Here is a 25,594-nt window from a genome sequence, read left to right as displayed (position 1 = left end):
TTGATCTGATGACGCAGGACTCCGGCGGCAAGGGTTCCCTTGCAACGTCTAACAACGGCTAACGAGCTAACAGTTCGAATTGGATGCAGATTAGCGTGCAGGCGACCCGTCGGATCGGGTCGCACCTCAGGGTCGAGGAAACCGTGATGGCACGTCTGCTTTCCGTCAATGTCGGCCTGCCGCGCGACCTCGCCTGGCAAGGCAAGACCGTCCATACCGGCATCTGGAAGGCCCCCGTCGAAGGGCCGCGCAGGGTGCGCAGGCTCAACATCGACGGCGACGGCCAGGGCGATACGGCCGGCCACGGCGGCGAACAGCGCGCCGTCTTCGTCTACCAGGACGAGTCCTATCGGTACTGGCAGGAACATCTGGGGCGACCGGATCTCGTTCATGGTCAATTCGGCGAGAACTTCACCGTCGAAGGCCTTGCCGACACCAACGTGTGCATCGGAGACCGCTACAGGATCGGCTCCGCCCTGTTCGAGGTGACGCAGCCGCGCGTCACCTGCTACCGGCTGGGCATTCGCATGGACGAGCCGGACATGCCCGCACTGCTCGTCAGGCACGGCCGGCCTGGTTTCTATTTTCGCGTGATCGAGGAAGGCGACGTGGAGGCCGGTGACGAGATCACGCTTCTTGCCAGCGGTCCCGAAAGCATGAGCGTGTTCGAGATCAACGCGCTGCTTTACTTGCCCCCTCACCCGCGCGACCGCCTGGAGCGCGCGCTGCGGATTCCGGCGCTGAGCCGCGGCTGGAATCGTTCCTTCGCAGCGCTGCTCGAGCAGCAGCGCACAAGCAAGATTGCCGCAGGAAACGCCGGGCTCGGCCCGGCGGCGAGCCCACCTCCTGCCTGGCGCGGTTTCCGTCCGTTTCGCGTCTCGCGCAAGATCGCCGAAAGCGGCACCGTGACGTCACTGATCCTCGAACCCACGGACGGGCATCGCGCGGCCCCCGCCCTGCCCGGTCAATTTGTCGTCGTGCGGCTCGGGCCCTCTGAGGCACAGGCGATGACGCGCAGCTACTCGCTGTCGAGCCGCTCCGATGCCCCGCCCTACCGCATCAGCATCAAGCGGGAAGCGCACGGCGCGGCCTCCCTCTATATCGCCGACAGTCTCCGAGTCGGCGACGTCGTCGAAGTCGGTGCGCCACGCGGCAGCTTCACGCTCCGGCAGGATGCGCGGCCCGTCGTCTTGCTCAGCGCGGGCATCGGCGTGACGCCGGTGCTCGCCATGCTCCACGCGCTCGTCGCGGAAGGGTCGACGCGAGACGTCTGGTGGCTGCACGGCGCGCGCAACGGCCGCGAGCATGCGTTCGCCGCCGAGACGCGCGGGCTGTTGGCCGGACTCGCTCACTATCACAGCCACGTCTGCTTCAGCGCACCCGATCCGGCCGATCGTCCGGGAGCGGATTTCGACAGCGCCGGACATCTGGATCAGCACCTGATCGAACGGCTCAACATGCCGCGCGACGGCGATTTCTATCTCTGCGGGCCGGCCGCTTTCATGAGCGATCTCACGGCCGGCCTGGCCGCATTGGGCGTCGCGCCCGATCGCATCCACACCGAGCTGTTCGGCGCGAGGCCATCGCTGACGCCCGGTATCGCGGCTTCGCCGCGGACACCCGCGCATGCGCCGGTCGGAGCACCCGGCCCGGGCCCGATGGTGTCATTCGCGCGCAGCGGCCTCAATGTCCGCTGGGGACCATCCTATGCCAGCCTGCTCGAGCTGGCCGAAGCGTGCGACGTCCCGGTGCGCTGGTCGTGCCGGACCGGGGTTTGCCACAACTGCGAGAGCGGGCTCGTGGCCGGAGAAGTCAGCTACGCGCCCGATCCGCTCGACCCGCCCGCGGACGGCAATGTCCTGATCTGCTGCTCGCAACCGAAGGGAGATGTCGTGATCGATCTTTGACCGGCTTCGACACACCCTCGCCAAACCATGGAGCGATTCAAATGCGGCCCGACATCACGGAAGGTGTCACCTTCCCGGACTATGAGCTCAGTGACCACACCGGCAGACGCCGCGAGCTCTCGGAGTTGCAGGGCGATGATCCCATGGTGCTCGTCCTTGGCCGCGGCGGATTCTGTCCCAAGGATCGACGCCAGGCCGAGGGCTTGCTGCAACTCCATCGCGAGATGGAGGTGGGCTACTGCCGCATGGTCACCATCACCACCGACACGATCCTCCAGACCAACGAATACCGCAGCGGGGTCGGAGCTCACTGGCCCTTCCTCTCCGATGCCAGGCGTATCGTTCAGAAGGATCTCGACATCGCCGAATACACCGATCCGGTCCACAATCCGATGATCCCGCACGTCGTCGTGCTGGAGCCCCGCCTCGTCGTTCACAAGATCTACAATGGCTACTGGTTCTTCGGCCGCCCGACCGTCGAAGAGCTTCGCCAGGATCTCAGGGCCGTCACCATGAAGTGCCGTCCGGATTGGGACATCACCGCACCGGGGCTCAAGGCGCTCTGGGATCAGGGCCGCAAGGAGCTTTTCTATCCGTATGGCAAGGCTCCGTCCAAGGTACTCGACGAGCAGGATTAGACACAGGCAGGTGTCACGCGGTCGCCGCGGCTTCTGTCGGGAACACAAACGCCGTCGGGTTTGTTGGTGCACCTCAAGAATAACCCTCGACTGGAACCTGCATGTGCCGCTGGATCGCATACCGGGGCGAGACCACCTCGTTCGAGCCTTACGTCACCGAGCCCGAGCATTCGCTGATCGCGCAGAGCATCCGCTCGCTCCAGTCCACCGCAGGTTCGAATGGCGACGGGTTTGGGCTCGGCTGGTATGGCGAGCACCCGGAGCCCGGCCTTTACCGTGAGACGCGCCCGGCCTGGTCGGATGAAAACCTGCGCTATCTCTGCCGCCATCTGCGCTCGCACCTCTTCTTCGCCCATGTGCGCGCCGCCACCGGCACGGCGGTGACGCGGCAGAATTGCCATCCCTTCGCCTGCGGCCAGTGGATGTTCATGCACAACGGATTCGTCGGCAGCTGGAACCGGCTGCGGCGCAAGGTCGAGGCGCTGATTCCGGATGCGTATTATCCGTCGCGATTGGGGACGACCGACTCCGAAGCCGTTTTCCTCGCCATCATGGGCGCGGGCCTCGACAACGACCCGCTTCGAGCAACGCAGGCCGTGTTGCAATCGCTCGTCGGTCTCGTCAACGAAGGCCGGCTTCGCGAGCGGCTGCGCTTCACCAGCGCGATCGCCAACGGCAGGGATCTCTATGCGTTTCGCGTCGCGGTCAACGATGCCGCCAACACGCTCTATTTCCGCGAGGCCGGCGGCCAGGTCGTCGTCGTGTCCGAGCCGTTCGACAAGGAATCGGACTGGACGGAAGTGCCGCCGAATCACGCCCTGATCGCGCGCGCGTCCGAAAGCGCGAAAATTGTTCCGTTCGACCTTGCAATTTCCAGTGGGGCTGACGCGGAACCCGCCCCCGTCAGGAGGATTATTTCCCGCAGGTAATGCCTTCGCCGGGTGGCACGATGACATTTGCTTCGGACGTCTTGAAATCGCTGCGTCTCGATTCCTCCGACGACAAGCAGCACCTCGTCATTCGCTCGGCCGGCGGTCGTGGCAAGGCGGCTGAATATTCATTCGGCATCGAGGAGGAATACTTCCTCGCCGATCGGCGCAGCCTGGACGTCGCGATCCAGACGCCCAACGAGCTGTTCGAGTCGGCGAACTGGTCGACCGGTGGCCAGGCCATGCGAGAGATGCTGCAATCCCAGCTCGAGGTCGCCACCAACGTTCACGTCGACGTCAACGACGCGCGTGAAGAGCTGCGCTTTCTCCGCCGCGAAGTCGCGAACGTTGCCGCCCAGTACGGCTTCGTGATCATGGCCTGCGGCACCCATCCGACCGCCGTCTGGCGCATGTCGCAACCGAGCCCGAAGCCGCGCTACGAGGAGATGATCGAGGATCTGCGCAGCATCGGCCACCGCAACATGATGTGCGGCATGCATGTGCACGTCCAGCTGCCCGATCCCGAGAAGCGCATGGCGGTGATGCGGGCGATGCTGCCGCACCTGCCGCTGTTCATCGCGCTGTCGGCGTCCTCCCCGTTCTGGAACTCGCACAAGACGGGCCTGAAGGGCTACCGCCTGGCGGCCTATTCCGAGCTGCCGCGCACCGGCCTGCCCGAACTGTTCGAGAGCAGGCATGATTACGACGAGTATGTCGGCGCATTGCAGCGCTCCGGCGTGATCCCTGACGAGAGTCACATCTGGTGGGCGATGCGCCCTTCCATGAAGCATCCGACCGTCGAGCTTCGCGCGCCCGACACCTGCACCTTCGTCGACGACGCCGTTGCCATCGCCTCGCTCTATCGCTGCCTGACGCGACATCTGTATCGGCGGCCTCATCTGTCGAAAACCGTCACGGTCGTCGAGCGCGCGATCGCCGTCGAGAACAAATGGCGCGCCCAGCGCTACGGCACCGATTGCATCTTTGCCTCGAAGGACGGGCCAATCACCATCTCGGAGCTGCTCTCCCGCCTGATCGACGACATCGTCGAGGACGCGGATGCGCTGAATTGCGCGGCCGAGGTCGAGCATTGCCGTACCATCGTGGAACGTGGCAGCTCGGCGGAATTCCAGCTTCGCGCCTACCGTGAAAACGGCAACGACATCGCAGCCGTGTCACGCTGGATCGCTGCATCGACGATATCAGGGACGAGCGCTCCGGTCGGACGCACCGCGTCTGCGCCGACATAGCGCCCGCGCAAGCTTTGGGAACGATAACGGCATTCCGGAATTTGCCGTGTCTCGTACAGTGTCCTGGAGAAAAGCATGACCGACATCACCTGTTGCGCCGGCTGCGGCCACGGCCTGGTGCCCATCCTGTCCGAGAAGGGCGCGACGGAATCGAGCTGCTTCTGGTGCGAAGGTGTCGATGCCCGAACGATGGACATGGCGAAGTGGGCGGACAGCCCCTCCGGCAAGCCCGAGCGCGCCGCGCTTCAGTCGTTCGAATGAGCGGCTTCGGACGTCTTGCGGAATTCCTGTCCCTCGGTGCTGCAATGCCTTCCGGCTTGCAGGATCACCATGCTGAGCAGGTGAGCCAGGAATGAAAGTCCGGCCGTGTGCGCGATCTCGCGCAGCTCGGTGCAGATCTCCGCAATGTAGCGGGCGGCCTCCTGCGGCCTTGCGTAGCCGTCTTGCATGGAAACTCCCGGGTTAGAGCCGGACGAGACCTGCTGCCTCGGTCAAAAGGCAACCCAGGACGCCTAATCCCGCCGAGCCGAATGTGTTCCGCGGTTGCGCCCGGGAGCAGCCATGCCCTGCACGCTGCCCGTCAGAGCTTGCCGACAAATTAGACAGTTTGCGTCACGTTCGCGAGATCGCGAGGTTCGGCAGGACGGTCGGGCAATCCCGCTCAACGCGCGGTCTAACCTTCGGCGGAACCACTGGATTTTCTGCTGTCCGGTCTCGCCATCCCGACCCGCGGTGGCCATTTGCTGCCCTGCAACCGAACTGGCCCAAAATTCGCAAAGCCGCATCAGGCCCCAAGTCCCCGCCCTCGCCACCAGGGCAGCCGGGACGAGCGGATCAGATCGGAGAATGCCATGAACGTGCATGCTGCGGGCGATCTCAAATTCACCGGCCTCACCCGTCCGAATGGCACGCCCCTTCGTCTGAACGATCAGGACTTCGTCGCGATCGACCGCGACAAGAATGCGAAGTTTGAGGCGACCTACCGGCCGCAAGCTCTCTACAATCGCGCCAACGAGGGCTTTCACGCCAACAACGAAACCTTCCTCCTGCACGAGGTCGCGACCAATCTGCCGATCTACCGCCCCGACACCGGCCCCACCGATTTCCATCTTCATCTTCCGCCGGGCGGCTTTCAGCTCGTGCTGGTCACCTCGGGCGCATTCACCTTCGACTACGACGGACGCTTCTACAGTGTCGGCCCGGGCGCTGTGATGCTGCAAAGCGCGATCGTGCACCGCCAGCTCTTCTACACCTGGTCGGGCCTTTCGACCGAAGAGAACTTGAAGACGCCGCAGACAGTGGTGCCCGATCCGATCTCGATGGGCTATTCGGGCAAGTTCCTCGAAGCCTTCATCACCGATCCCACCACGTTTCCGAACCCGACCATCGTCGGTCCGAGCCAGATCAACGAGGCCGAGACGCCGCGTGTGGCCTGGCGCCATCCTCTGCATGATCGTCCCGCCGATGCAGGCTTCTGGCTTCAGGACCCGTTGGCGCTGGATGCGCTGTTCAAGCCACTCACCGATGGCTCGGTCAAATCGGCAATGCCGGTCCATGTGCGTGATATCGGCATCGAGGTGCCGAGTGGGCATCTCGTCACCGGCCACATCATCGCAACCGACCCGCCCGGTCAGTCGCTGCTGCCGAAGAGCACGTCGGCAACAGCGGACGGCACCTCGTTTGCCAAAGGCGAGGTCGTGATCTATCGCGTCATCCGCGGCACGGCCGAATTCAAGAACAGGTCAGGCGAGACCTTCGAACTCTCTGCCGGCGACGTGGTGACGGCCGGCAAGAGCTCGATCAACCTCATTGGCGTCGGTGAGAACACCCAGGTCCTCCGGCTCGGCCTGCTCAAGGGCATGAACGACCTTCGCAGCTGGACGGCGACGCAGCGCGACGAGATCGACGGTCTGGCCGGTCAGATCATCACGCACAAGGACATCCGTCCCCTGCGCACCGAAGGCAAGCCGGTCGGGTATCTGTACGCGTAGTGCCAAAAAAAACGGCCCGCCGGAGCGGGCCGTCGAGATCTCATTTAGCGCAATGATCCCCCGTAGAGCTTTCGCTCCTTGCGAACCTCTTCGGCGCCGTAAGGCTTGCTGGCAGGATCGAACGATTTCCATCCGGCCTTTTGCCAGCTGGCACTGCGGTCACGTAAATTGACGGAAGACTCGTTCAGGATTGAGTCAAAGCGGGACCGATCCGCGTCCGCCACCCGCGCCGACACGAGCGTGCCTCCGCGACGGACGCCCTCGGCGTAGGTGTCCGCATCCTCACGCGAAATGCCGGCCTCCGTGAGCGCCCCGACGATCCCGCCGGTAGCTGCTCCGGCGGCGGCACCAACCGCGGTCGCGGCCAGCCAGCCAGCTGCGACCACAGGTCCGAGGCCGGGAATTGCCAGCAAGCCAAGGCCGGCAAGAAGGCCAGCGGTACCACCGACGCCCGCACCGATGCCGGCACCCGTACCGGCTCCCTCGGCACGATCATCGACACCATCCCGGTCGCGATCTACCTTCTTGTCGGTGTTAAACCAGCTGTCCGAATTGTTGGCGACGATGCTGATGTCCGAGTGCGGCACGCCGGCAGCTTCGAGACGCTGAACCGCCTGCTGCGCGGTGTTATAGTTGTCGTAAAGACGAGAAATTGTAACGGTCATCTTGAGTCCTTCTTGCTTGCTTACTTGGCCGAATTGACGTTACCTTGAAAATCGACGCTGACCGCGGTGGCTGATCCACCCTTGCTGGCCTGTCCGCGCCACACGCCCTTGTCGTCCTTCTTCAATTCGGTGACGTTGGCGTAGCCGGCATCCTCGATCTTCGATTTGGCCTGTCCTTCGGTGAAGCTGTTGCGCCCCGCGACAGGAGCGTCGGAGTTGTTTTGGCCGGCAGTGTTGACCGCGCCGTTGTTAGGTCCGGACTGCGCCGGCGGAGTCTGCGCCGAAGCCGACGTCGCCGCCAATGCCGCGGCCGCTGTGAATAAAGAAATGCAAATGTAGAGTGATGGGCGTCTCATGATTGTCTCCAGTGTCTAAGGAGTGAGCCAAACCCCCATGGGTGCTTTGGTTCCTAAGCTCTTCGCCCGGGGACGTCGGCTTCGAGATCAAGCGCTGAAGAACATCATCCCCGTGACCGCCATGATGAGAATGGCAAGTCCCATACTCACGCCCAGCAGCATCAGCACGCTCGGACCGAGCTCGCCCTGGCGCGCTTCGAGCGCAGTCTCGACGATGCGTCCGCTCTTGTCCTTGTCCATGTCATTTGGTCCTGCATTTGAAGGGATCGGCTTGACCGTTTGCTGCGCTGGCATGACGCGCTTTGCCTTTGCCGAAATCCCGCGTCACCGGATTCAAGCGGCGCGGTCGCGCTTCTCAGTCATGAAAGTCGTTGCCGTGCGTCGGGAGAGTGGACGAGATCAGGCCTGCGCGCTTTGCGGCGGAGGTCGCGAGACCGGTGGCGTCTCGCCGTCGAGCCAATCCGGCGTGTCCGCGAGAGCGAGCCAGGCATCGCCCATGCGCCTGAACTGATTGCGCGCCATGTCGTCGGGAGCGGTGCCTTCCAGGGCCAGGCAGTGTCCGGCGTTCTCCCGAAGATGCTCGGACCGGTTCGATTGGAGATCCGTGCTGCTCGCGGGATCCGCAGAGGTCTGCCAGGCGTTCCGGCACACCGGGCACCGCCACTGATTGACGAGCTTCCCGGTGGGCAAATAGGTCGAGTGCACGGGAGTCACCACGAGCCGCCCGCAAGCGGTACAGCCGTTCGTCCCTTGCGACGGCGGCAATTGGCCGCTGTCCTGAATCACCTTCGTGCTCCAGCGACGTTCGAGCTTACGGCAAAGATGCAGAGGATAAAGCAAGACGTTCATCGCGCGCCTCCGGTTTGTGGCGGGAGCGCGGCAGCGTCTCTCGGTCACTGGCGCCTGTCGTGTCTGTGCCAGCGATATGCTGGATATGGTGTCTCACACGACATTCACCAGAGCGCGATCCTGAGAAACCGCTCTTGGCGGCGGCCTGCTTGCCGCATCGATTGGGGTTAGGAACATATCTCCACGCCTCCTGTTGCATCTCCACGACATGACCCGTGAATGCGCATGCCGCATGGAATCTGGCCATGGTGCCCTCCGTTGGCACGGCATAGGCAACGTCCAGGTCGATACGGTTCCGGATCCCAGGAGCGCATCATCAAGATCGCGATGAGACCAGGACGTTAATCCGGAAGCGTCCCTTCCTATTCTCCAACAGCTGGCCGCGGTCAGCGAAAGTGTCACATGCGCATACTGAAAAAGCGTTCGCCGTCTTTGGCGGCGACGACCCTTCATGCTCTTGCGGAATATCCGTTCGCCTCCGCGCTCATCGCAGCAGCCGGCCTGATGGCGGCCGCCGCGGTCGTCAATCGGCGGCTTGCCGACAAGGCACAACGCGACAACCCGCCACAAGGACGGTTCATCGACATCGACGGCGTTCGCCTGCACTATGTCGAGCGCGGATCCGGACGCCCTTTGGTCCTGCTCCATGGCAACGGCAGCATGATCCAGGATTTCGAGTCGAGCGGCTTGATCGACCTCGCCGCGAAGGACTATCGCGTCATCGTGTTCGACCGTCCCGGCTTCGGCCACAGCCTGCGGCCCCGCAATGTGGTGTGGACGCCTGCGGCGCAAGCCGATCTCTTCAAGGACGCGCTTGCGCATATCGGCGTCGAAAAGGCGATCGTGCTCGGACATTCCTGGGGAGCGTCGGTTGCGATCGCCCTGGCGAGCAGACATCCCTCGACGGTCGAGGCCTTGATACTGGCATCGGGCTATTATTTCCCGACCGCCCGCACCGATGCCATGATGGCGATAGCCGGGCCGGCGATACCGGGATTCGGCGATATCCTCAGTCACACGATTTCGCCAATCCTCAGCCGCCTGATGTGGCCGGCGATGCTGCGACAGCTGTTCGGACCGAAATCCGTCCCGCAAAAATTCGACGGCTTCCCTAAATCACTGGCCGTGCGTCCCTCGCAGCTTCGTGCCGGCGCCGCCGAGGCGGCGCTGATGATCCCTGCGGCAATGCTGTCGGCGAAGACCTACGGCGAACTGGCCATGCCGGTCACCATCCTGGCCGGCGAAGACGATCGCCTCATCGACATCGACGAGCAGTCGGGCCGTCTGCATGACGAGATCAAGCACAGCAAGATGCATCGCGTCCCCGACGCGGGTCACATGATCCAGCAGTCGAACACGGCCGATCTGATGGCCGCGGTCGAGGAAGCCGCGGCCGGAACGTTGCACTGAGCACTCACATCGCATCGAGGGGCTCTGGTCGCGGTACGATTCCGAATTAGGAACGTCCACTGTTGCGCCCGGTTGGCCCCGACTTCTCCTGCGAAGCAAAGGTCTTTCCATGTACCACCACGTCAAGAAGCTCATGTTCACAGTTCGCGTCGACGAGCCCGATTCCCGGTTCGGCAACATGCTGCTGGAACAGTTCGGCGGCGCTAACGGCGAGCTCGCCGCCGCCATGCAATACTCCATTCAAGGTCTCAATTGCGAAGATCCGGACCGCAAGGATCTCCTGATGGATATCGGAACCGAGGAATTGAGCCACCTCGAAGTTGTCGGATCGCTTGCGCGCCTGCACTTGAAGCCGCTGAAATTCGATCGCGAAGCGGCGGAAGCCGATCCCCTGATCGCGATCGCCGGAGGCGGTGGCGTCGGCCTGTTCAACTCGCAGGGCAACGCCTGGACCGCCGACTACCTCAAAATCACCGGCGAACTCGACGTCGACCTGCGCAGCAACATCGCTGCGGAGGCCCGCGCCAAGATAGTCTACGAACGGCTGATCAATTTCTGCGACGACGCGGGCACCAAGGACGCCTTGCAGTTCCTGATGACGCGGGAGATCACCCACATGAAGGCGTTCTCGCGCGCGCTGGAAAGCATGAACAAGCCCGCGTTCAGCATCGGCCGCATCGCGCCGACGCCCGGCCTCGTGGACCAGTTCTTCAACGATTCGACGGGATCCGGCGACAACGGTGAAATCGACACGCGCGGTCCCTGGAATGAGGGCGAAGACTGGGAGTTCATGGAATCCCCGGCGCTCCAGAGCGGCGAGCCCGGCACGGCGCCTTCGATCATAGCCGAGAGTTCGCCGTCTGAGCCGGTCATCGGCCTTGACGACCTGCTGATCGACCAGCTGCGGGACCTTCTCCATGCTGAGAAGCAACTGACCAAGGCGCTGCCCCAGATGATCGAGGCTGCACGCTACGATCAGCTCGGCGAGCTGTTCACCGTTCATTTGGCCGAAACCGAAGCGCAGATCGAACGTCTCGACGAGTGCTTCGAGCTGCTCGGCAAGAAGCCGCGCGCCAAGGCCTGCAAGGGTATGCAGGGACTTGTCGAGGAAGGCGACGAAGTGATCAAGGAGGGCGCCAGGAAGGACGATGCCGCCGCGGATCTCGCCCTGATCGGCGCCGCACAGCGTGTCGAGCATTACGAAATTGCCGGCTACACGACTGCCCGCAACCTGGCGCAGCAGTTGCGTCACAGCGCCGTCGTCGCGCTTCTATCGAAGAATCTCGCCGAGGAGGAAAACGCGGATCAGTTGCTCAACCAGGTCGCGCGTTCGTTGATGTCGGTTGCGAAAATGCCCGCCGCCATCGAGCAGAGCTTCGCCGACGATGCGAGCACCGCAGGCTAGACCGGCGTCGCAGCATCGACAACGTCAAGGCGGCCCCCGCCCAGGGCCGCCCAACGCCGCTATTCGGCCGCCTGACGCACGTGGCGCGCGGTCGGGGTGCGCATGGTGACGAGCTCTTCGGCCGCGGTCGGATGCAGCGCGATGGTCGCGTCGAAATCGGCCTTGGTCGCCTTCATCTTCACCGCGATCGCGACTGCCTGGGTGATCTCGGCGGCGGCGTCACCGACGATGTGGCAGCCGAGCACGCGGTCGGACGTGCCATCGACGACGAGCTTCATGAGCACGCGGGTATCGCGGCCTGACATCGTCGCCTTGATGGGGCGGAAGGTCGTCTTGTAGATGTCGACGTGACTGAACTGCGCGCGCGCTTCGGTCTCGGTCAGACCGACGGTGCCGACCTCCGGCTGCGAGAACACTGCAGTCGGGATATAGGCATGATCCACCCTCACCTCGCGCTTGCCGAACACGGTGTCGGCGAACGCATGACCCTCGCGGATCGCGACCGGCGTCAGGTTGTGGCGATGGGTGACGTCGCCGATCGCATAGATGCTGTCGACCGAGCTCTTCGAGAAATGGTCGACCGCGATGCCGCCGTTCTTCGGATTGATGGCGACGCCGGCCTTCTCCAGGCCGAGATTGGCGACGGAAGGATGACGGCCGATCGCGAACATCACCTGGTCGGACGCCACGCTCGAGCCGTTCGACAGATGGGTGGTGAATTCCTCGCCATGGCGATCGACCTTCGCCACCGTGCAGCCGGTGAGGATGGTGATGCCCTGCTTCTCCATCTCGCTGCGGACATGGGAGCGGACGTCTTCGTCAAAGCCGCGCAAAATGTTGTCGCCGCGATAGATCACGGTGACGTCGGAGCCGTAGCCCGCGAAGATGCCGGCGAATTCCAGCGCGATGTAGCCGCCGCCCTGGATCACGATCCGCTTCGGCAGCGTCTTGAGGTGAAACGCCTCGTTGGAGGAGATCACGTGCTCGATGCCGGGGATCGAGGCGCCATGGTTGGGCGCGCCGCCGGTGGCGATCAAAATGTATCTTGCTGTAATCTTCCTGTCGTTCTCGAGCAGGCGGACGGTGTGCTTGTCCTCGATCACCGCACGGCTCTTGACGATCTGCGCGCCCGACTTCTCGACATTCGTCGTGTAGGCCGCCTCCAGCCGCGCGATCTCCTTGTCCTTGTTGGCGATCAGCGTCGCCCAGTCGAAGCTCATGGACGGGATGGTCCAGCCGAATCCGGCGGCGTCCTCGATCTCGTGACGGACATGCGAGCCGATCACGAACAGCTTCTTCGGCACGCAGCCGCGGATCACGCAGGTGCCGCCCATGCGGTACTCTTCCGCGATCATGACGCGGGCGCCGTGGCCAGCCGCGATGCGGGCGGCACGCACGCCGCCCGAACCACCACCGATGACAAAGAGGTCGACGTCGAATTCAGCCATTGTCCACTCCGACCTCTTTCAGGAACTCCCTATGAGATAGGTACTGTCAGATTTCCTTGCCACGCTTGCGCATCTCGGCGCGGAAGGCGCCCATCACGGTCTCGGAGAAGTTCTGGGCCCAGGAGTTCATGAAGGCCATGCTGAGGCCGATGGCGCGCGGCTCGGCGTCGATCAGCTTCTTGCCCAGCGGCGACTTGTAGAAGGTGACGAGGTCCTTCAGCTCCTGCTCGGTGAACTCGCTGGCATAGATCTGCGCCATGCCTTCGCCGATCTCGTTCTGGCGGCCGTTGAGCTGCTGGGCGACGACCCCTGCCACCTCGTTGAGATCCTTCTGATAGTTCAGGTTCTGCTGGATCAGCGCGATCTTGGTCTTCTCGACCAGGCCGGGCACGGCGCCTTGATACATCGCCGTCGCGTTCTTGATTTGCAGAATTTCCTTGGCCGCCGCAACCGCCGCCGGCGAGGCTTTCGGCTGAGCCGGCGCCGCGGCGGCCTTGGGCTGGGCCGGCGCCGGCTGCTGCGCCATGGCCGGGGCAGCCGAGAGGGCCAGTCCCGCAGCGAGGGTCGCGGCCGGCAAGAACTTCAAAACGCTCTTCATTCCTAGTCTCCTTTCGGCTTTCGCCGTTCAATCACGCGAATTCCCTCGCCACCCGCCAGAACAGCCGAGCTGGCCAAGCCGATGAACAACCCATGCTCGACCACGCCGGGGATGGCGCTCAACGCCTTGGCGAGGCTGGGCGGATCCACGATCCGTCCGAGCTGGGCATCGAGGATCCAGTGGCCGCCATCGGTGACGAAAACGTGGCCATCCTTGTCCCCACCCTTGGCCTTGCGGACCGCCATTTGCCCGGAAACGCCGCACTGCGCAAATGCCGTCTCGATCGCCCGGCGCGTCGCCCCGAGCCCGAACGGGATGACCTCGATCGGCAGCGGAAAGCGGCCGAGCGTCGGCACCCATTTGGTGTCGTCGGCAATCACGATCATGCGATCCGATGCGGCCGCCACGATCTTCTCGCGCAGCAGCGCGCCGCCACCGCCCTTGATCAGGTTGAGCTCGGGATCGATCTCGTCGGCGCCGTCAACAGTGATGTCGAGATGATCGATCTCGTCGAGCGTGGTCAGCGGCACGCCGCAGCGCGTCGCATCGAGGCGCGTCGCCTCGGAGGTCGGCACGCCGATCACCTTGAGTCCGGCCGCGACGCGCTCGCCGAGCAGCTCGACGAAATGCTTGGCGGTCGAGCCGGTGCCGAGCCCGAGTTGCATGCCGTCACGCACCTCCTCGAGGGCGCGCGCCGCAGCCTGCCGCTTCAACTGGTCCATGTTCACGATGCGCCGCCCCTGAATTGAGAGTGTGCCGCCGATAGGTTGCTTGCGGCGGCCTATGTAGCCTCGTTTTCCGTGCGGGAACAGGCCTATAAGCTGATCTTATGGCATCGCCCCTTGCGCCGGCACGGCCGGACCGATAGCGCTTGGACCATGACCTCCCCTCACACCATCGTCTTCGATCTCGACGGCACGCTCGTGGATACGGCGCCCGACCTGATCACCGCGTTGAACTACGTGCTCGACCGCGAAGGCCTGCCGCCCGTGCCGATGCAGTCAGCCCGCAACATGATCGGCGCCGGCGCCCGCAAGCTGATCGAGCGGGGCCTGGAGGCCGAGGGCCGCATCGTCACGCCTTCGGACATGGATCGGATGACGGCGGATTTCATCGCCTATTACGCCGAGCATATCGCGGTCGAATCCCGGCCTTTCGAAGGGCTCGAGACCGCGCTCGACCATTTTGCGGCGCAGGGCCATCGCCTGGCGGTCTGCACCAACAAGCTGGAATGGCTGTCCAAGCGCCTGCTGGACCAGCTCGACCTCAGCCGCCGCTTCGCGGCGATCTGCGGCGCCGACACCTTTGGCGTCCAGAAGCCCGATCCGGCCATTTTCCGGGAAACGGTGGCCCGCGCCGGCGGCGAGGTCAAAGCCAGCATCATGGTCGGCGACGCCGGAACCGATGTCGGGGTAGCCCGGCGCGCCGGGGTGCCCGTGATCGGGGTCAGCTTCGGCTACACGGACGTGCCGATCGCCGAGCTGAAGCCGGACCGGCTGATCCATCACATGCGTGACCTGCCGGCCGCAGCCACCAGCCTGATGACGCCGCTGGGTTCGGCAAGGTCCTGAAATCTCAGCAAAAAGCGAAGATACCCCCGCGTTAACCAACTATTGACTATGCGCGGCGCGCCGGTTGCCTGCCCTCAGCGACGTCCCTAAGGTCCGCCCGGGATGTGGCGGTTCGTCGCAGTAGAAGTGGGTGGTTGATGCGTCGTGTGATCGCGATTGCGCTAGCGGGAGCGAGCCTCCTGGGGGCAACAAGTCTTGGTGGCTGCTCCTCGATGTCCTGGGACATGTTCAAATCGGCGCCCCCGACCATTCAGGTCCGGCTCGAATCCAATCCCCCGGGGGCTGATGCCTCGACCTCGCTCGGTCCGGGCTGCAAGACCCCCTGCTCGGTCTCGGTTCCCGCCCCGGACGCGCCGTTCACGGTCGCCTTCGCGTTGCCCAAGTACCAGCCGGCGAGCGTCCCGGTGAACATCGTCAAGAACCCCGGCGATCTCACCACGCCCGCCTCGGTCACCACCGATCCGAATCCGGTGTTTGCGGAACTCCAGCCGGCGGTGCCGCCCAAGCCGGTGAGGAAAGCGCACCGGCCGAAGAAGCCGAAACCGGTCGCAGCCGCGCCCGCGGCAGCCGAACCGGCCGCCGCCGGCTCGCCGTTCCCCGATCCGAACGCGAGCAAGCGCTGATCCAAGGGCTGAGTTACGTATACCACCCGATTGTCCTAGCCGCGTCCGATGCTTAGATTGCATTCAGAGCACCGTTGAAGCAAAGGTGCGCCCGTCGCCGTAAGTGACAAGGCATTTGGTATGAACGGATCTTCCGCGAACCCCCGCGCAGCGCTGTCCAGCGCCATGACCGATCCGTTCGGGCGGACCATCAGCTATTTGCGGGTTTCCGTCACGGATCGCTGCGACCTGCGCTGTTTCTACTGCATGTCGGAAGACATGACGTTCCTGCCCAAGGCGGACCTGTTGACGCTGGAGGAGCTCGACCGGCTCTGCTCGGCCTTCATCGCCAAGGGCGTCAAGAAGCTGCGACTCACCGGCGGCGAGCCGCTGGTCCGCCGCAACGTGATGACGCTGGTGCGCTCGCTGTCGCGTCATCTGTCGAGCGGCGCCTTGAGCGAGCTGACGCTGACCACCAATGGCACGCAGCTGGCAAAGTATGCCCGGGAGCTCGCCGATTGCGGCGTCCGCCGCATCAACGTCTCGCTCGACACGCTCGATCCCAAGAAGTTTCGCGAGATCACCCGCTGGGGCGAGATCGACAAGGTGCTGGAAGGCATCGAGGCCGCGCGTGCCGCGGGGCTCGCCGTGAAGATCAACGCGGTGGCGCTGAAGAACCTCAACGAGGACGAGCTGCCTTCGCTGATGCGCTGGGCCCACGGCAAGAACATGGGCCTGACGCTGATCGAGGTCATGCCGATGGGCGAGATCGGCGCAGGCCGGATCGACCAGTATCTGCCGTTGTCGCTGGTGCGCGCACGCCTCGCCCAGCAATTCACGCTGACGGACCTGGCCGAGAGCACCGGCGGCCCGGCGCGCTATGTCAGCGTCGCCGAGACCGGCGGCAAGCTCGGCTTCATCACGCCGATGACCCATAATTTCTGCGAATCCTGCAACCGGGTGCGCATCACCTGCACCGGCACGCTGCACACCTGCCTCGGCCACGAGGATGCCTCCGATTTGCGCAAACCTCTGCGTGCATCGGACGACGACATGCTGCTTGCGGATGCGATCGACCGCGCCATCGGGCTGAAGCCCAAGGGCCACGATTTCATCATCGACCGCCGCCACAACCGCCCCAGCGTCTCCAGGCACATGAGCGTCACCGGCGGCTGAGGATCGGCCCCGCTCCGCTAACCTAAGCTTTTGACGGCGCGTCAATTTGTCCATTTTCCAATTGACGGCACGTGACGCCACTGATTTGGTGCGACCGCCTTTGCTTGCCCGGCAACAATAAGCCGGCCCGCCCGTTGGCGGTCGCGGTCAAGACGGCAAGGCACGAGGGGAGGACTGACGCCGCAATCGCTCCGGAATACAATCCGTGCGGTCGTGTGCATCTTGCACGCGAGCCGAGCGATGCGTGCTGAAGCCTTCCGTGAAATGTAAGGCCGCGACGGAGAGAAAGTAAGATGCGTCCATTGCTGGCGCTGAGCAACGCCATCGACGCCCTCAACGAAAAGATTGGGTACGTCTGTAACCTGCTCGTGCTCCTGGCGTGCCTGGTCAGCGCGGCCAACGCCATGATCCGCTACGCCTTCAACGACTCGTCGAACGGCTGGCTCGAGCTGCAATGGTACATGTTCGCCATCCTCGTGATGTTCGGCTCGGCCTACACCTTCAAGCGCAATGAGCATGTGCGGGTCGAGATCTTCTACCTGACCCTGTCCGAGCGCGGCCAGCTCTGGCTCGACATGATCGGCACGCTGTTCTTCCTGATTCCCTCCTGTCTCCTGCTCGCCTATCTGTCCTGGCCGTTCTTCATGCAGGCCTATAGCGTCGGCGAGACGTCGGCCAATGCCGGCGGCCTGATCCGCTGGCCGATCAAGTTCGTGATCCCCGCCGGCTTCGTGATGCTGGCGCTCCAGGGTGTTTCCGAGGTCATCAAGCGTATCGCGGCTCTCCAGGGCTATGTGACGATCGACGCCAAGTACGAGAGGCCGACCCAATGATTACGCTGGAGATGATGCCGCCGTTGATGTTCGGCGGCCTGGTTCTGGCGATGCTGATCGGCTTCCCCGTCGCCTTCACGCTGGCGGCCGTCGGCCTTTCCTTCGGCTTCCTCGCCATCCATCTCGGCTTCTTCGATCTCAACTTCCTTCAGGCGATTCCCGGGCGCGTGTTCGGCAGCGTGCTCTCCAACGAGCTGCTGCTCGCGATCCCGTTCTTCACCTTCATGGGCGCCATATTGGAGAGATGCGGGCTGGCCGAGGACATGCTGGATTCGATGGGCCAGCTGTTCGGCCCGATCCGCGGCGGCCTCGGCTATTCGGTCATCATCGTCGGCTTCATCCTCGGCGCCATCACCGGCACGGTGGCCGCGCAGGTGATCGCCATGGCGCTGATCTCGATGCCGGTGATGATCCGCTACGGCTACAACATGCGCTACATCACCGGCGTGCTCGCCGCCTCCGGCACGATCACGCAGCTGGTGCCGCCCTCGCTGGTGCTGATCGTGCTCGCCGACCAGCTCGGCAAGTCGGTCGGTGACATGTATCTCGGCGCCTGGGGCCCCTCGGTGTTCCAGATCATGCTGTTCGCCGGCTACACGTTCATCCTCGGCCTGATCAAGCCGGGCCACGTGCCGCCGGTGCCGAAGGAGGCGCGCACGCTGACCGGCTGGCCGCTGTGGAAGAAGTGCCTGATGGGGATCATCCCCTCGGCCGTGCTGATCTTCGTCGTGCTCGGCACCATGATGATGGGCCTTGCCACGCCGACCGAAGCCGGCGCGATGGGTGCCGTCGGCGCCATCGTGCTCGCCGCGATCCACCACAAGGACTTCACCTCGACCGACCGCAAGATCCTGATAACAGGCGTGATCGCCGCCGGCGTCGGCACCATCGTCGCGATGATGATGAGCGAGAATTTGATCTTCAAGCTCGCCTTCGCCCTTACCTATCTGGCGGTGGCGTGGATCTGCATCCGGGCCGCGCGCATCCCCGACCTGCGCGACCTGATCACGCAGGGCTACCAGTCCACCATGCGCCTCACCTGCATGGTCACCTTCATCCTGATCGGCTCGACCTGCTTCTCCGTGGTGTTCCTCGGCGTCTCCGGCGGCGTCTGGCTCGAGCACCTCCTGACCTCGCTGCCCGGCGGCGTCTGGGGCTTCCTGATCTTCATCAACCTCTTCATCTTCTTCCTGGCCTTCTTCCTCGACTTCTTCGAGATCGCCTTCATCATCCTGCCGATGATCGCGCCGATCGCGCAGAAGATCCTCGCCCCCGTGGTGGGACCGGACGCGGCGCTGATCTGGTTCGGCGTGATGCTCTGCGTGAACATGCAGACCTCGTTCCTGCATCCGCCGTTCGGCTTTGCGCTGTTCTACCTGCGCGGCGTGGCGCCGAAGGAAGTGAAGAGCTCCGACATCTACTGGGGCGCGATGCCCTGGATCGGCCTCCAGCTGATCATGGTGATGCTCGTGATCATCTTCCCGATCACCGTGACGGGCCTGCTCGACAAGCCTCTCAACGTCGATCTCGACAAAGTCAGGATCGAGGTGCCGCAGATCGAGCTGCCGCCGCTGGATCTCGGACCGCCGCAGAAGTAGCGGCCATGACCATCGCCGTCATGTTCCGCCTCGGCGGTTCTTGACGCGCGCGTCCGCGCACGTGACACGCGCCGCAAACACGGGCATACCGGGCCATCCTCCAACTGATGGACCGCCGCGCATGTCCCGATCGCACCCTGCTCCGTCGTTCACTCCCTTGATCGCATCGCTCTGGCTGGCATGTGCCGCAACGTTTGCGCATGCGGAACCGATGACCGATGTCCATGCATTGGCGCAAAAGGAGCAGCAGCCGCTGCTCGACACGCTGCGCGATCTCGTCGGCATCGAATCGGGCAGCAAGGACATCGACGGCCTGGAAAAGATTGCCGAGCGCGTTGCCGGCCAGCTCAAGCAGCTCGGCGGCACAGTGGAGATTTTGTACCCCACCGACATCTATCGCCTCGACGACACGCCCGAGACAATCGGCCCGGCCGTGCACGCCGTGTTCAAGGGCACCGGCAGCAAGAAGATCATGCTGATCGCCCACATGGACACGGTGTACCTGAAGGGCATGCTGAAGGACCAACCGTTCCGCGTCGACGGTGACAAGGCCTACGGCCTCGGCATTGCCGACGACAAGCAGGGCGTCGCGCTCATTCTCCATACCGTGGCGATGCTCCAGAAACTCAACTTCAAGGATTACGGCACGCTCACGGTGCTCACCAATGGGGACGAGGAGATCTCCTCGCCCGGCTGGCGCAGCACCATCGCCAAATTCGCCGCGGATCAGGACGTGGTGTTCTCGTTCGAAGGCGGCGGCACCGACGGCACGCTGCGCCTCGCCACCAGTGGCATCGGCTCGGCCTATCTCACGGTGCAGGGCAAGTCCTCGCACGCGGGCGCGCGGCCCGAGGGCGGCGTCAACGCGCTGTACGAGCTCTCGCACCAGGTGCTGCAGATGAAGGACCTGTCCAAGCCAGAGCAGGGCCTGAAGCTGAACTGGACGGTCTCCAAGGCCGGCACCAACCGCAACGTCATCCCGGCCGACGCCACGGCCCAGGCCGATGCGCGTGCGCTCAAGGTCGCCGATTTCGACGAGTTGCAGAAGGCGCTGCAGGAGAAGATCAAGAATCGCCTGCTGCCCGACTCCAGGGTCGAGCTGAAATTCGAGGTGCGTCGTCCGCCGTTGGAAGCCAACGACGCCTCGCGCCGCGTCGCGGCCTACGGCAAGACGATCTATGGGGAGATCGGACTGTCCCTCAAGGTCGACGAGAAGGCGACCGGCGGCGGCACCGACGCCGCGTTTGCCGCGCTCAAGACCAGCGGAGCCGTGGTGGAAGGCATGGGCCTGTCGGGCTTCGGCGCGCACTCCAACGATGCCGAATATGTGCAGATCAACAGCATCGTGCCGCGGCTTTATCTGGCCACGCGCATGATCATGGACCTGTCCACGGGTAAGCTGAAATAGCGGCCGCCCTAAAGTGGACGCCGATGCAAAGCATCGGCGTTATGAGGACGGCGGCCGAAGGCCGCCTATGCCACCCTCTCCCACATCCGCCTTCGCCAAGGCTTCGGCGGATATGAGGGGAGAGGGGCCGCCTGCCCTCTCCGCCAGCCGAAACCGCAGCGTGAACTCCGCGCCGCCACCGGGAAGGTTCTCCACCGCCACCGTCGCGTCATGGTCCTCCGCCACGCCGCGCACGATCGAGAGCCCCAGACCGGCGCCGTCGCTGCGCTGGCGGTCGGCGCGCCAGAAGCGCTGGAAGATCAGCTCGCGCTCGGCGTCCGCGATGCCGGGACCGCAATCGCGCACGCGCACTACACCGTCGTCACCGACCTCGACATCGACGGACGTATCCTTTGCGGTGAACTTGATGGCGTTTTCGGCGAGGTTGAAGATCGCGCGCTGGAGCATCTCGGAATTGCCGTGGACCATCACCGGCGCGTCGGTGCCCCTGAGTGCGATGTCCTTGTGCTGGGCGAGCGCGAACGGCGCGATCGCGCCGACCACCTCGGTGCAGACGGCGCGCAGGTCGGCGGTCTCGCCGGGATCGAGCACCAGCGTGTCGAGCTCGGCGATCTCCAGCAGTTGGGCGACGATGCGGCTCATGCTCTCGATGTCGGCGTGCAGCGCCTGCCTTGCTTCGCGGTCGCCGAGCGTCTCGATCCGCGTGCGCAGGATCGCAAGCGGCGTACGCAATTGATGCGCGGCGTCCGCGGTGAACTGGCGTTGCACGCGAAAGCCGTCCTCGAGGCGATCGAGCGCCTGGTTCACGGCGGTGACGAGCGGCATGATCTCGCGCGGGATCTGCTCCGTCGGCAGGCGGATGTCGGTGCGCGCCGGGCCGATATTGCTGGCCTCCTCCGAGGCCTTCCACAGCGGCGCGACCGCACGACGGAAGATGATGATGTCGGTGGCGAGCAGGATCAGCAGGATCGGGATGGTGATCCACCCGACCCGCCGGAAGAAGTTCGAGATGATGTCGTCGATGATGACGTCGCGATGCGAAAGATCCTCGGCGACGCGGATGCGCACCGTCCTGCCCTCGATCACGCGGCTCACGCCGGCACCGGAAATCGTCTCGGACAAGCGTGGTGGGGCAGTATCGCCGGTCTTTCGCCGCGACGAGAACAGCACGCGTCCGTCGGCATCGCGAATGTCGTACTGGTAGCGGCCATAGGCTTCCGAATAGAGGCCCCTCAGACTGTCGGGCAGATTGAACGTCAACGTGCCGTCCGCCTGCGGGACGATGCGCTCGGCGAGCACCTCGGCCTGGGCGCGCATGGCATCGCGATGCAGCTGGTCGACCTCCGAGTTGAGCAGCCAGAACAGCACCAGCGGCAGGAAGATCGCAACCACCGCGACCGCCACGATGTGGAGGAACACGATGCGCGAGATCAGCGATTTGAACGTCGGCCTGGTGAATGACCGGGCGGCGGACACGCTATTTCTCCTCGGCCATGAGATAGCCGACGCCGCGGATGGTGTGGATCACGACCTTGGCGCCGTGTTCGGTGAGCTGCTTGCGCAGCCGCGAGACGTAGACCTCGACGGCGTTGGAGGCGACCTCGCCCTCGAGTCCGAAGATGTGATCCTCGACGTTCTTCTTCGGCACCACCCGCCCCTGCCGGCGCAGCAGGATCTCGAGCACCGAGGCCTCGCGCGCGGAGATGATCCGCGGCTGGTCGTCGATGAAGATCTGGCGGCTCTCGGTGTCGTAGACGAGGTTGGCCAACCGCAGCGAGCGGCCGAGCAGCTGGCCCGGCCGGCGCAGGATCGCCTCCAGCCGTGCCACCAGCTCCTCCATCGCGAACGGCTTTGCGAGATAGTCGTCGGCGCCGCTGCGCAGGCCGTTGACGCGATCCTGCAAGCCGCCGCGCGCGGTCAGCACCAGCACCGGCAGCGGCTCCATCTGCCGGCGCAGCTCGCGCAGCACCGACAGGCCGTCGCCGTCGGGAAGGCCGAGGTCGAGGATCATCGCGGCATAGCTGACGCTGCCGACCGCCTCGCGCGCCTCGGCCGCGCTGCTCACGATGTCGCTCTCGTAGCCGGCCGCCGACAGCCCGGCGGCCACCAGCCGCGACAGCTCGGCATTGTCTTCGACGATCAGAAGGCGCATCTCAGTCCCGCCGGATGTTCCGGAGTCATCTTACGGCCAAGGTTACGGCCAGGGCCGCATCATCGCTCTCTTCCACCATTCCGGACGCCTCGGCCAGCGAAAAAACACGCGGCGGGCCTTCCTGTCAGGCTCACGTAAGCCGATCAGAAGTGTCCTGATAAAGCCGCGATGCCGGCCGGTGGAGCGCAACGAGACGGCATTGCCGCTTTCAGGCCTTCGACGGTCATCCACCACGCACGCGGGTAGGATCGGATTCCAAACCCGAGCCCACCGCCGGTGAGCGCCTGATCCCGATGATATGGATCAGTTACTATCCAGGACTTGTTTGCTAATTTGCCGGATATGGGCAAATTTCTGTTCCAGGACGGAGGGACGAGCTTCATGAGCAGGCCGGTCAAGACTGAAGGCGAACTGATCGCAATGGCGAGGGCCGAGTTGAAGGTCCACGCCGACTGCCCTGATGGAATGGCGATTTCCATCGTTCGCGACGGCGCCTCCTGGGAGTTTCGCGCCGACGCGGATCAGGCCACGTCCGATCGACCCGGCTACCCCGAATGTGTCGCCATGCTGGTCCAGATCGGCGATCACCTCAGCAAGCAGTATGACATCGGGGATTAGACCGACCTCGACGCTTCGAACATGCGCGTAGCGACTTCAGAACGCGCGCTCGATCACCAGCGTCAGACCAAGCTGCGAATCCCATCACGACAAGCAGCGGAACTGCCGTTTCAAAGAACGGCAGCGCCATCCATCGGTGCGACTGCCCGTGGCTGATCCTGACCTGGCTCTCAAAACGCGGCACGGACCCCGGCTCCGCGACCATCGCCTGCTTCAGCTGATTTGTCCTGACGCATCAGGCTGTTGGCAGCATCCACGGAGCTCTTGCCATGTCCCCTCGTCCATTGAGCATGGGCCGTCTTTCATGTTTTGAGTCTGTCACCTCCAGAGCTGCGACCGCAACGCCCCGCAGCCTTCGCTCCGGGGCGCTGCATGCGACAGAAGTCGCGATCAGCTCTGCGACCGCCGCGCCATGAAGATGTCGTAGCCGACTTCCGCGACCTGGAACCAGGCGTAGCCATCGCCGGTGAACTTGGCGAGAGAGTCGTGGACCTTCTTGAAGTTGGCGTTGGTCGCACCGACTTCGGCGTGCAGCTCCTTCGCGGCCTTGTAGCAGGCCTCCATGATCGGCGGCGAGAAGGCGTGCAGCTTGGCGCCGTTGGCGAGCAGCTTCTTCAATGCGAGCGGATTGGCTGTGTCGTAGCGTGCCATCATGTAATTGTTGGCGTAGTGGCCGGCCTGCTCCAGCACGCTTTGATAGTACTTCGGCAGCGCATTCCACTTGTCGAGATTGACGAAGGCCAGCAGCATCGGCCCGCCCTCCCACCAGCCCGGATAGTAGTAGTGCGGCGCGATCTTGTAGAAGCCGAGCTTCTCATCATCGTAGGGGCCGACCCATTCGGCGGCGTCGATGGTGCCCTTCTCCAGCGCCGGATAGATGTCGCCGCCGGCGAGCTGCTGCGGCACCACGCCGAGCTTCTGGAGCACGCGGCCGGCAAAGCCGCCGATGCGGAATTTCATGCCCTTGAGATCCTCGGGCGTGTTGACCTCTTTCCTGAACCAGCCGCCCATCTGGCAGCCGGTGTTGCCCGCAAGCAGCGAGACGACGTTGTAGCTCTTGTAGAATTCGTTGAGGACTTCCCGTCCCCCGCCCTGCATGTACCAGGCCTGGTTGATGCGCATGTTGGGCCCGAACGGCACCGCCGAGCCGAAGGTGAAGGTCGGGTCCTTGCCGAAATAATAGTACGAGGCGGTGTGGCCGATCTCGCAGGTGGCGTTCTGCACGGCGTCGAGTACCTGGAGGCCCGGCACGATCTCGCCGGCCGCGAAGATCTGGATCTGGAATTTGTTGTCGGTGGCTTCCGCAACCATCTTGCACATCATCTCGGCGCCGCCAAAGAGCGTGTCGAGCGATTTCGGCCAGCTCGTCGGCATGCGCCATTTGATTTCCGGCATCGACTGCGCGATCGCGGGAGCGGCGAGCGTGGCGGCGCCGGCCGCACCAAGTCCTGTGACCTTGATGAAGTCTCTTCTCTTCATGATTTCCTGCCCTGATGGATCTGATTGTGAAGCCTTCTTGCCGAGGCTTGGGGCCAGCATGACGCAAGGCCCAACGGAATTCCATCGTCATCGCACTGCGGCAGAGAAAAAGCCTGGCCTCCTCCGGAGGCGCGAGTCTTGCGGCGTGCGACTTAAGGCGTAGCGCTTGGATCATCGTCAGCCGCGGGTGCGCGAGCGGAGGGCGCGTCAGCAGATTTTCTGGAAGCGCGGCCGCCAGCGCGGCAGCTCGACCGGCGGCAGCACGTAGCTTTTGCCCTCGGCCGAGATCGTCAGCGGCTGCCCGGAGTCCAGAAGATTGAAGACGCGATTTTCCAGCGCGCGCCATTTGTCTTCTGCAAGCTCGGGATAGCCGAGGTCCGGCTGGTTGAACATTGTGGTGTTCGGCGGGAAGGACTCGGGACCGGCGTAGGTGAAGCCGGCGAAATCCATCTGCGTCTTGCCGTTGGCGATCGTGATCGAGGCCTTGGTGTGGTCCTGTTTCGGCGCTTCCCCCGGATAGACCGCATCCATCTCGAAATGCGCGCCGCAGCCGATGCGAAATACTGTCTTGCCCCTGGTGTCGTAATAGCCGAGGTACGGCCTATCCTGGCGATCGATCTCGAATTTCCAGGCCCCCTTCCAAATATCTTTCGACATACCGCCGGCCGCCGATGCCGCAGACCACCCGAGCCACGTTACAGCGACAACGAT

Annotated in this window: 27 protein-coding genes; 15 read left to right on the top strand and 12 right to left on the bottom strand. The window is 64.1% G+C overall.

Features of this window, described 5'->3' with window-relative positions; all coding sequences use genetic code 11:
• The first annotated feature begins 146 nt into the window (after window positions 1-146).
• The 5 genes from ACE10W_RS15935 (at window position 147) to ACE10W_RS15915 (ending at window position 4,985) form a co-directional block, all read left to right on the top strand.
• Entirely contained in the window at window positions 147-1,907 is a 1,761-nt protein-coding gene (locus tag ACE10W_RS15935) for an MOSC and FAD-binding oxidoreductase domain-containing protein (protein WP_304552542.1), read from the top strand.
• Window positions 1,908-1,948: 41 nt separating this feature from the next.
• Window positions 1,949-2,545, top strand: a complete 597-nt coding sequence (locus tag ACE10W_RS15930; RefSeq protein ID WP_304552541.1) for a redoxin domain-containing protein — start codon at window positions 1,949-1,951, stop codon at window positions 2,543-2,545.
• A 101-nt stretch (window positions 2,546-2,646) separates the two neighbouring features.
• A complete protein-coding gene (locus ACE10W_RS15925; protein WP_060911531.1) occupies window positions 2,647-3,474 on the top strand; it encodes a class II glutamine amidotransferase in 828 nt (275 codons plus the stop codon).
• Between the two features lie 20 nt (window positions 3,475-3,494).
• Window positions 3,495-4,724: a carboxylate-amine ligase gene (locus ACE10W_RS15920; protein WP_304552540.1), complete on the top strand. Its 1,230-nt coding sequence runs from the start codon at window positions 3,495-3,497 to the stop codon at window positions 4,722-4,724.
• Between the two features lie 75 nt (window positions 4,725-4,799).
• Complete coding sequence (locus tag ACE10W_RS15915; RefSeq protein WP_038966239.1) at window positions 4,800-4,985, top strand: hypothetical protein; 186 nt, start codon at window positions 4,800-4,802, stop codon at window positions 4,983-4,985.
• On the opposite strand, the gene ACE10W_RS15910 is transcribed toward ACE10W_RS15915, so the two are convergent.
• Window positions 4,970-5,173 carry a hypothetical protein gene (locus tag ACE10W_RS15910; RefSeq protein ID WP_038966238.1) on the bottom strand — a complete coding sequence of 68 codons (204 nt, stop codon included), beginning with the start codon at window positions 5,171-5,173 and terminating at the stop codon, window positions 4,970-4,972. The genes ACE10W_RS15915 and ACE10W_RS15910 overlap by 16 nt on opposite strands.
• 402 nt (window positions 5,174-5,575) lie before the next feature.
• On the opposite strand from ACE10W_RS15910, the gene ACE10W_RS15905 reads away from it, so the two are divergent.
• Window positions 5,576-6,715 carry a hypothetical protein gene (locus tag ACE10W_RS15905; protein ID WP_304552539.1) on the top strand — a complete coding sequence of 380 codons (1,140 nt, stop codon included), beginning with the start codon at window positions 5,576-5,578 and terminating at the stop codon, window positions 6,713-6,715.
• Between the two features lie 44 nt (window positions 6,716-6,759).
• On the opposite strand, the gene ACE10W_RS15900 is transcribed toward ACE10W_RS15905, so the two are convergent.
• The 4 genes from ACE10W_RS15900 to ACE10W_RS15885 all read right to left on the bottom strand — a co-directional run bounded on the left by ACE10W_RS15900 (window position 6,760) and on the right by ACE10W_RS15885 (window position 8,585).
• Window positions 6,760-7,380: a general stress protein gene (locus ACE10W_RS15900; RefSeq protein ID WP_011086543.1), complete on the bottom strand. Its 621-nt coding sequence runs from the start codon at window positions 7,378-7,380 to the stop codon at window positions 6,760-6,762.
• 20 nt (window positions 7,381-7,400) lie between these two features.
• Window positions 7,401-7,736: a hypothetical protein gene (locus ACE10W_RS15895; RefSeq protein WP_011086542.1), complete on the bottom strand. Its 336-nt coding sequence runs from the start codon at window positions 7,734-7,736 to the stop codon at window positions 7,401-7,403.
• Window positions 7,737-7,823: 87 nt separating this feature from the next.
• Window positions 7,824-7,976 carry a hypothetical protein gene (locus tag ACE10W_RS15890; protein ID WP_053815111.1) on the bottom strand — a complete coding sequence of 51 codons (153 nt, stop codon included), beginning with the start codon at window positions 7,974-7,976 and terminating at the stop codon, window positions 7,824-7,826.
• A gap of 159 nt (window positions 7,977-8,135) precedes the next feature.
• Window positions 8,136-8,585 (bottom strand): hypothetical protein, encoded by a 450-nt coding sequence (locus tag ACE10W_RS15885; RefSeq protein ID WP_049832367.1) that lies wholly within the window; start codon window positions 8,583-8,585, stop codon window positions 8,136-8,138.
• A gap of 402 nt (window positions 8,586-8,987) precedes the next feature.
• On the opposite strand from ACE10W_RS15885, the gene ACE10W_RS15880 reads away from it, so the two are divergent.
• Together ACE10W_RS15880 and ACE10W_RS15875 are read left to right on the top strand one after the other, a co-directional pair.
• Window positions 8,988-9,995 (top strand): alpha/beta fold hydrolase, encoded by a 1,008-nt coding sequence (locus ACE10W_RS15880; protein WP_011086540.1) that lies wholly within the window; start codon window positions 8,988-8,990, stop codon window positions 9,993-9,995.
• A gap of 109 nt (window positions 9,996-10,104) precedes the next feature.
• Window positions 10,105-11,400 carry a DUF892 family protein gene (locus ACE10W_RS15875; RefSeq protein ID WP_011086539.1) on the top strand — a complete coding sequence of 432 codons (1,296 nt, stop codon included), beginning with the start codon at window positions 10,105-10,107 and terminating at the stop codon, window positions 11,398-11,400.
• A gap of 59 nt (window positions 11,401-11,459) precedes the next feature.
• On the opposite strand, the gene gor is transcribed toward ACE10W_RS15875, so the two are convergent.
• The 3 genes from gor to rpiA are packed head-to-tail and all read right to left on the bottom strand — an operon-like array spanning window position 11,460 to window position 14,174.
• Window positions 11,460-12,848 carry a glutathione-disulfide reductase gene (gor, locus tag ACE10W_RS15870; RefSeq protein ID WP_304552538.1) on the bottom strand — a complete coding sequence of 463 codons (1,389 nt, stop codon included), beginning with the start codon at window positions 12,846-12,848 and terminating at the stop codon, window positions 11,460-11,462.
• A gap of 46 nt (window positions 12,849-12,894) precedes the next feature.
• Window positions 12,895-13,446, bottom strand: coding sequence for a DUF2059 domain-containing protein (locus ACE10W_RS15865; RefSeq protein WP_011086537.1), 552 nt, complete (start codon window positions 13,444-13,446; stop codon window positions 12,895-12,897).
• Window positions 13,447-13,448: 2 nt separating this feature from the next.
• Entirely contained in the window at window positions 13,449-14,174 is a 726-nt protein-coding gene (gene rpiA / locus ACE10W_RS15860; protein ID WP_011086536.1) for a ribose-5-phosphate isomerase RpiA, read from the bottom strand.
• Between the two features lie 150 nt (window positions 14,175-14,324).
• Here rpiA and ACE10W_RS15855 point away from each other — a divergent pair, with 150 nt between their 5' ends.
• From ACE10W_RS15855 to ACE10W_RS15830, 6 genes are all read left to right on the top strand, one after another.
• Window positions 14,325-15,017, top strand: coding sequence for an HAD family hydrolase (locus tag ACE10W_RS15855; protein ID WP_011086535.1), 693 nt, complete (start codon window positions 14,325-14,327; stop codon window positions 15,015-15,017).
• A gap of 137 nt (window positions 15,018-15,154) precedes the next feature.
• The gene (locus ACE10W_RS15850) at window positions 15,155-15,640 is read left to right on the top strand and encodes a hypothetical protein (protein WP_304552537.1); all 486 of its coding nucleotides are present in this window, start codon (window positions 15,155-15,157) and stop codon (window positions 15,638-15,640) included.
• 120 nt (window positions 15,641-15,760) lie between these two features.
• Complete coding sequence (gene moaA / locus ACE10W_RS15845; RefSeq protein WP_028170835.1) at window positions 15,761-16,795, top strand: GTP 3',8-cyclase MoaA; 1,035 nt, start codon at window positions 15,761-15,763, stop codon at window positions 16,793-16,795.
• Window positions 16,796-17,088: 293 nt separating this feature from the next.
• Entirely contained in the window at window positions 17,089-17,628 is a 540-nt protein-coding gene (locus ACE10W_RS15840; RefSeq protein ID WP_011086532.1) for a TRAP transporter small permease subunit, read from the top strand.
• Window positions 17,625-19,226, top strand: coding sequence for a TRAP transporter large permease subunit (locus ACE10W_RS15835; protein ID WP_028170834.1), 1,602 nt, complete (start codon window positions 17,625-17,627; stop codon window positions 19,224-19,226). Before ACE10W_RS15840 ends, ACE10W_RS15835 begins: the two co-directional genes overlap by 4 nt.
• Window positions 19,227-19,347: 121 nt before the next feature.
• Window positions 19,348-20,634 (top strand): M20/M25/M40 family metallo-hydrolase, encoded by a 1,287-nt coding sequence (locus ACE10W_RS15830; protein WP_304552535.1) that lies wholly within the window; start codon window positions 19,348-19,350, stop codon window positions 20,632-20,634.
• Window positions 20,635-20,673: 39 nt separating this feature from the next.
• Here the strand turns inward: ACE10W_RS15830 and ACE10W_RS15825 are convergent, their stop codons facing one another.
• Window positions 20,674-22,110 (bottom strand): ATP-binding protein, encoded by a 1,437-nt coding sequence (locus ACE10W_RS15825; RefSeq protein WP_304552534.1) that lies wholly within the window; start codon window positions 22,108-22,110, stop codon window positions 20,674-20,676.
• Between the two features lies 1 nt (window position 22,111).
• Window positions 22,112-22,786 (bottom strand): response regulator transcription factor, encoded by a 675-nt coding sequence (locus ACE10W_RS15820; protein ID WP_011086528.1) that lies wholly within the window; start codon window positions 22,784-22,786, stop codon window positions 22,112-22,114.
• A gap of 381 nt (window positions 22,787-23,167) precedes the next feature.
• Between ACE10W_RS15820 and ACE10W_RS15815 the strand changes: the two genes are divergently transcribed.
• Window positions 23,168-23,404 (top strand): hypothetical protein, encoded by a 237-nt coding sequence (locus ACE10W_RS15815; RefSeq protein WP_028170832.1) that lies wholly within the window; start codon window positions 23,168-23,170, stop codon window positions 23,402-23,404.
• A 390-nt stretch (window positions 23,405-23,794) separates the two neighbouring features.
• On the opposite strand, the gene ACE10W_RS15810 is transcribed toward ACE10W_RS15815, so the two are convergent.
• Window positions 23,795-24,883 (bottom strand): TRAP transporter substrate-binding protein, encoded by a 1,089-nt coding sequence (locus tag ACE10W_RS15810; RefSeq protein WP_028170831.1) that lies wholly within the window; start codon window positions 24,881-24,883, stop codon window positions 23,795-23,797.
• 207 nt (window positions 24,884-25,090) lie between these two features.
• Window positions 25,091-25,540 carry a hypothetical protein gene (locus ACE10W_RS15805; protein WP_304552533.1) on the bottom strand — a complete coding sequence of 150 codons (450 nt, stop codon included), beginning with the start codon at window positions 25,538-25,540 and terminating at the stop codon, window positions 25,091-25,093.
• Window positions 25,541-25,594 lie beyond the last annotated feature (54 nt).

The sequence above is a fragment of the Bradyrhizobium sp. B025 genome (genome assembly GCF_042257955.1).
In the GTDB taxonomy this organism is placed as follows: Bacteria; Pseudomonadota; Alphaproteobacteria; order Rhizobiales; family Xanthobacteraceae; genus Bradyrhizobium; species Bradyrhizobium diazoefficiens.
The sequence above is the reverse complement of the archived record's forward strand: the minus strand, read 5'-3'. Positions and strand labels throughout refer to the sequence as shown.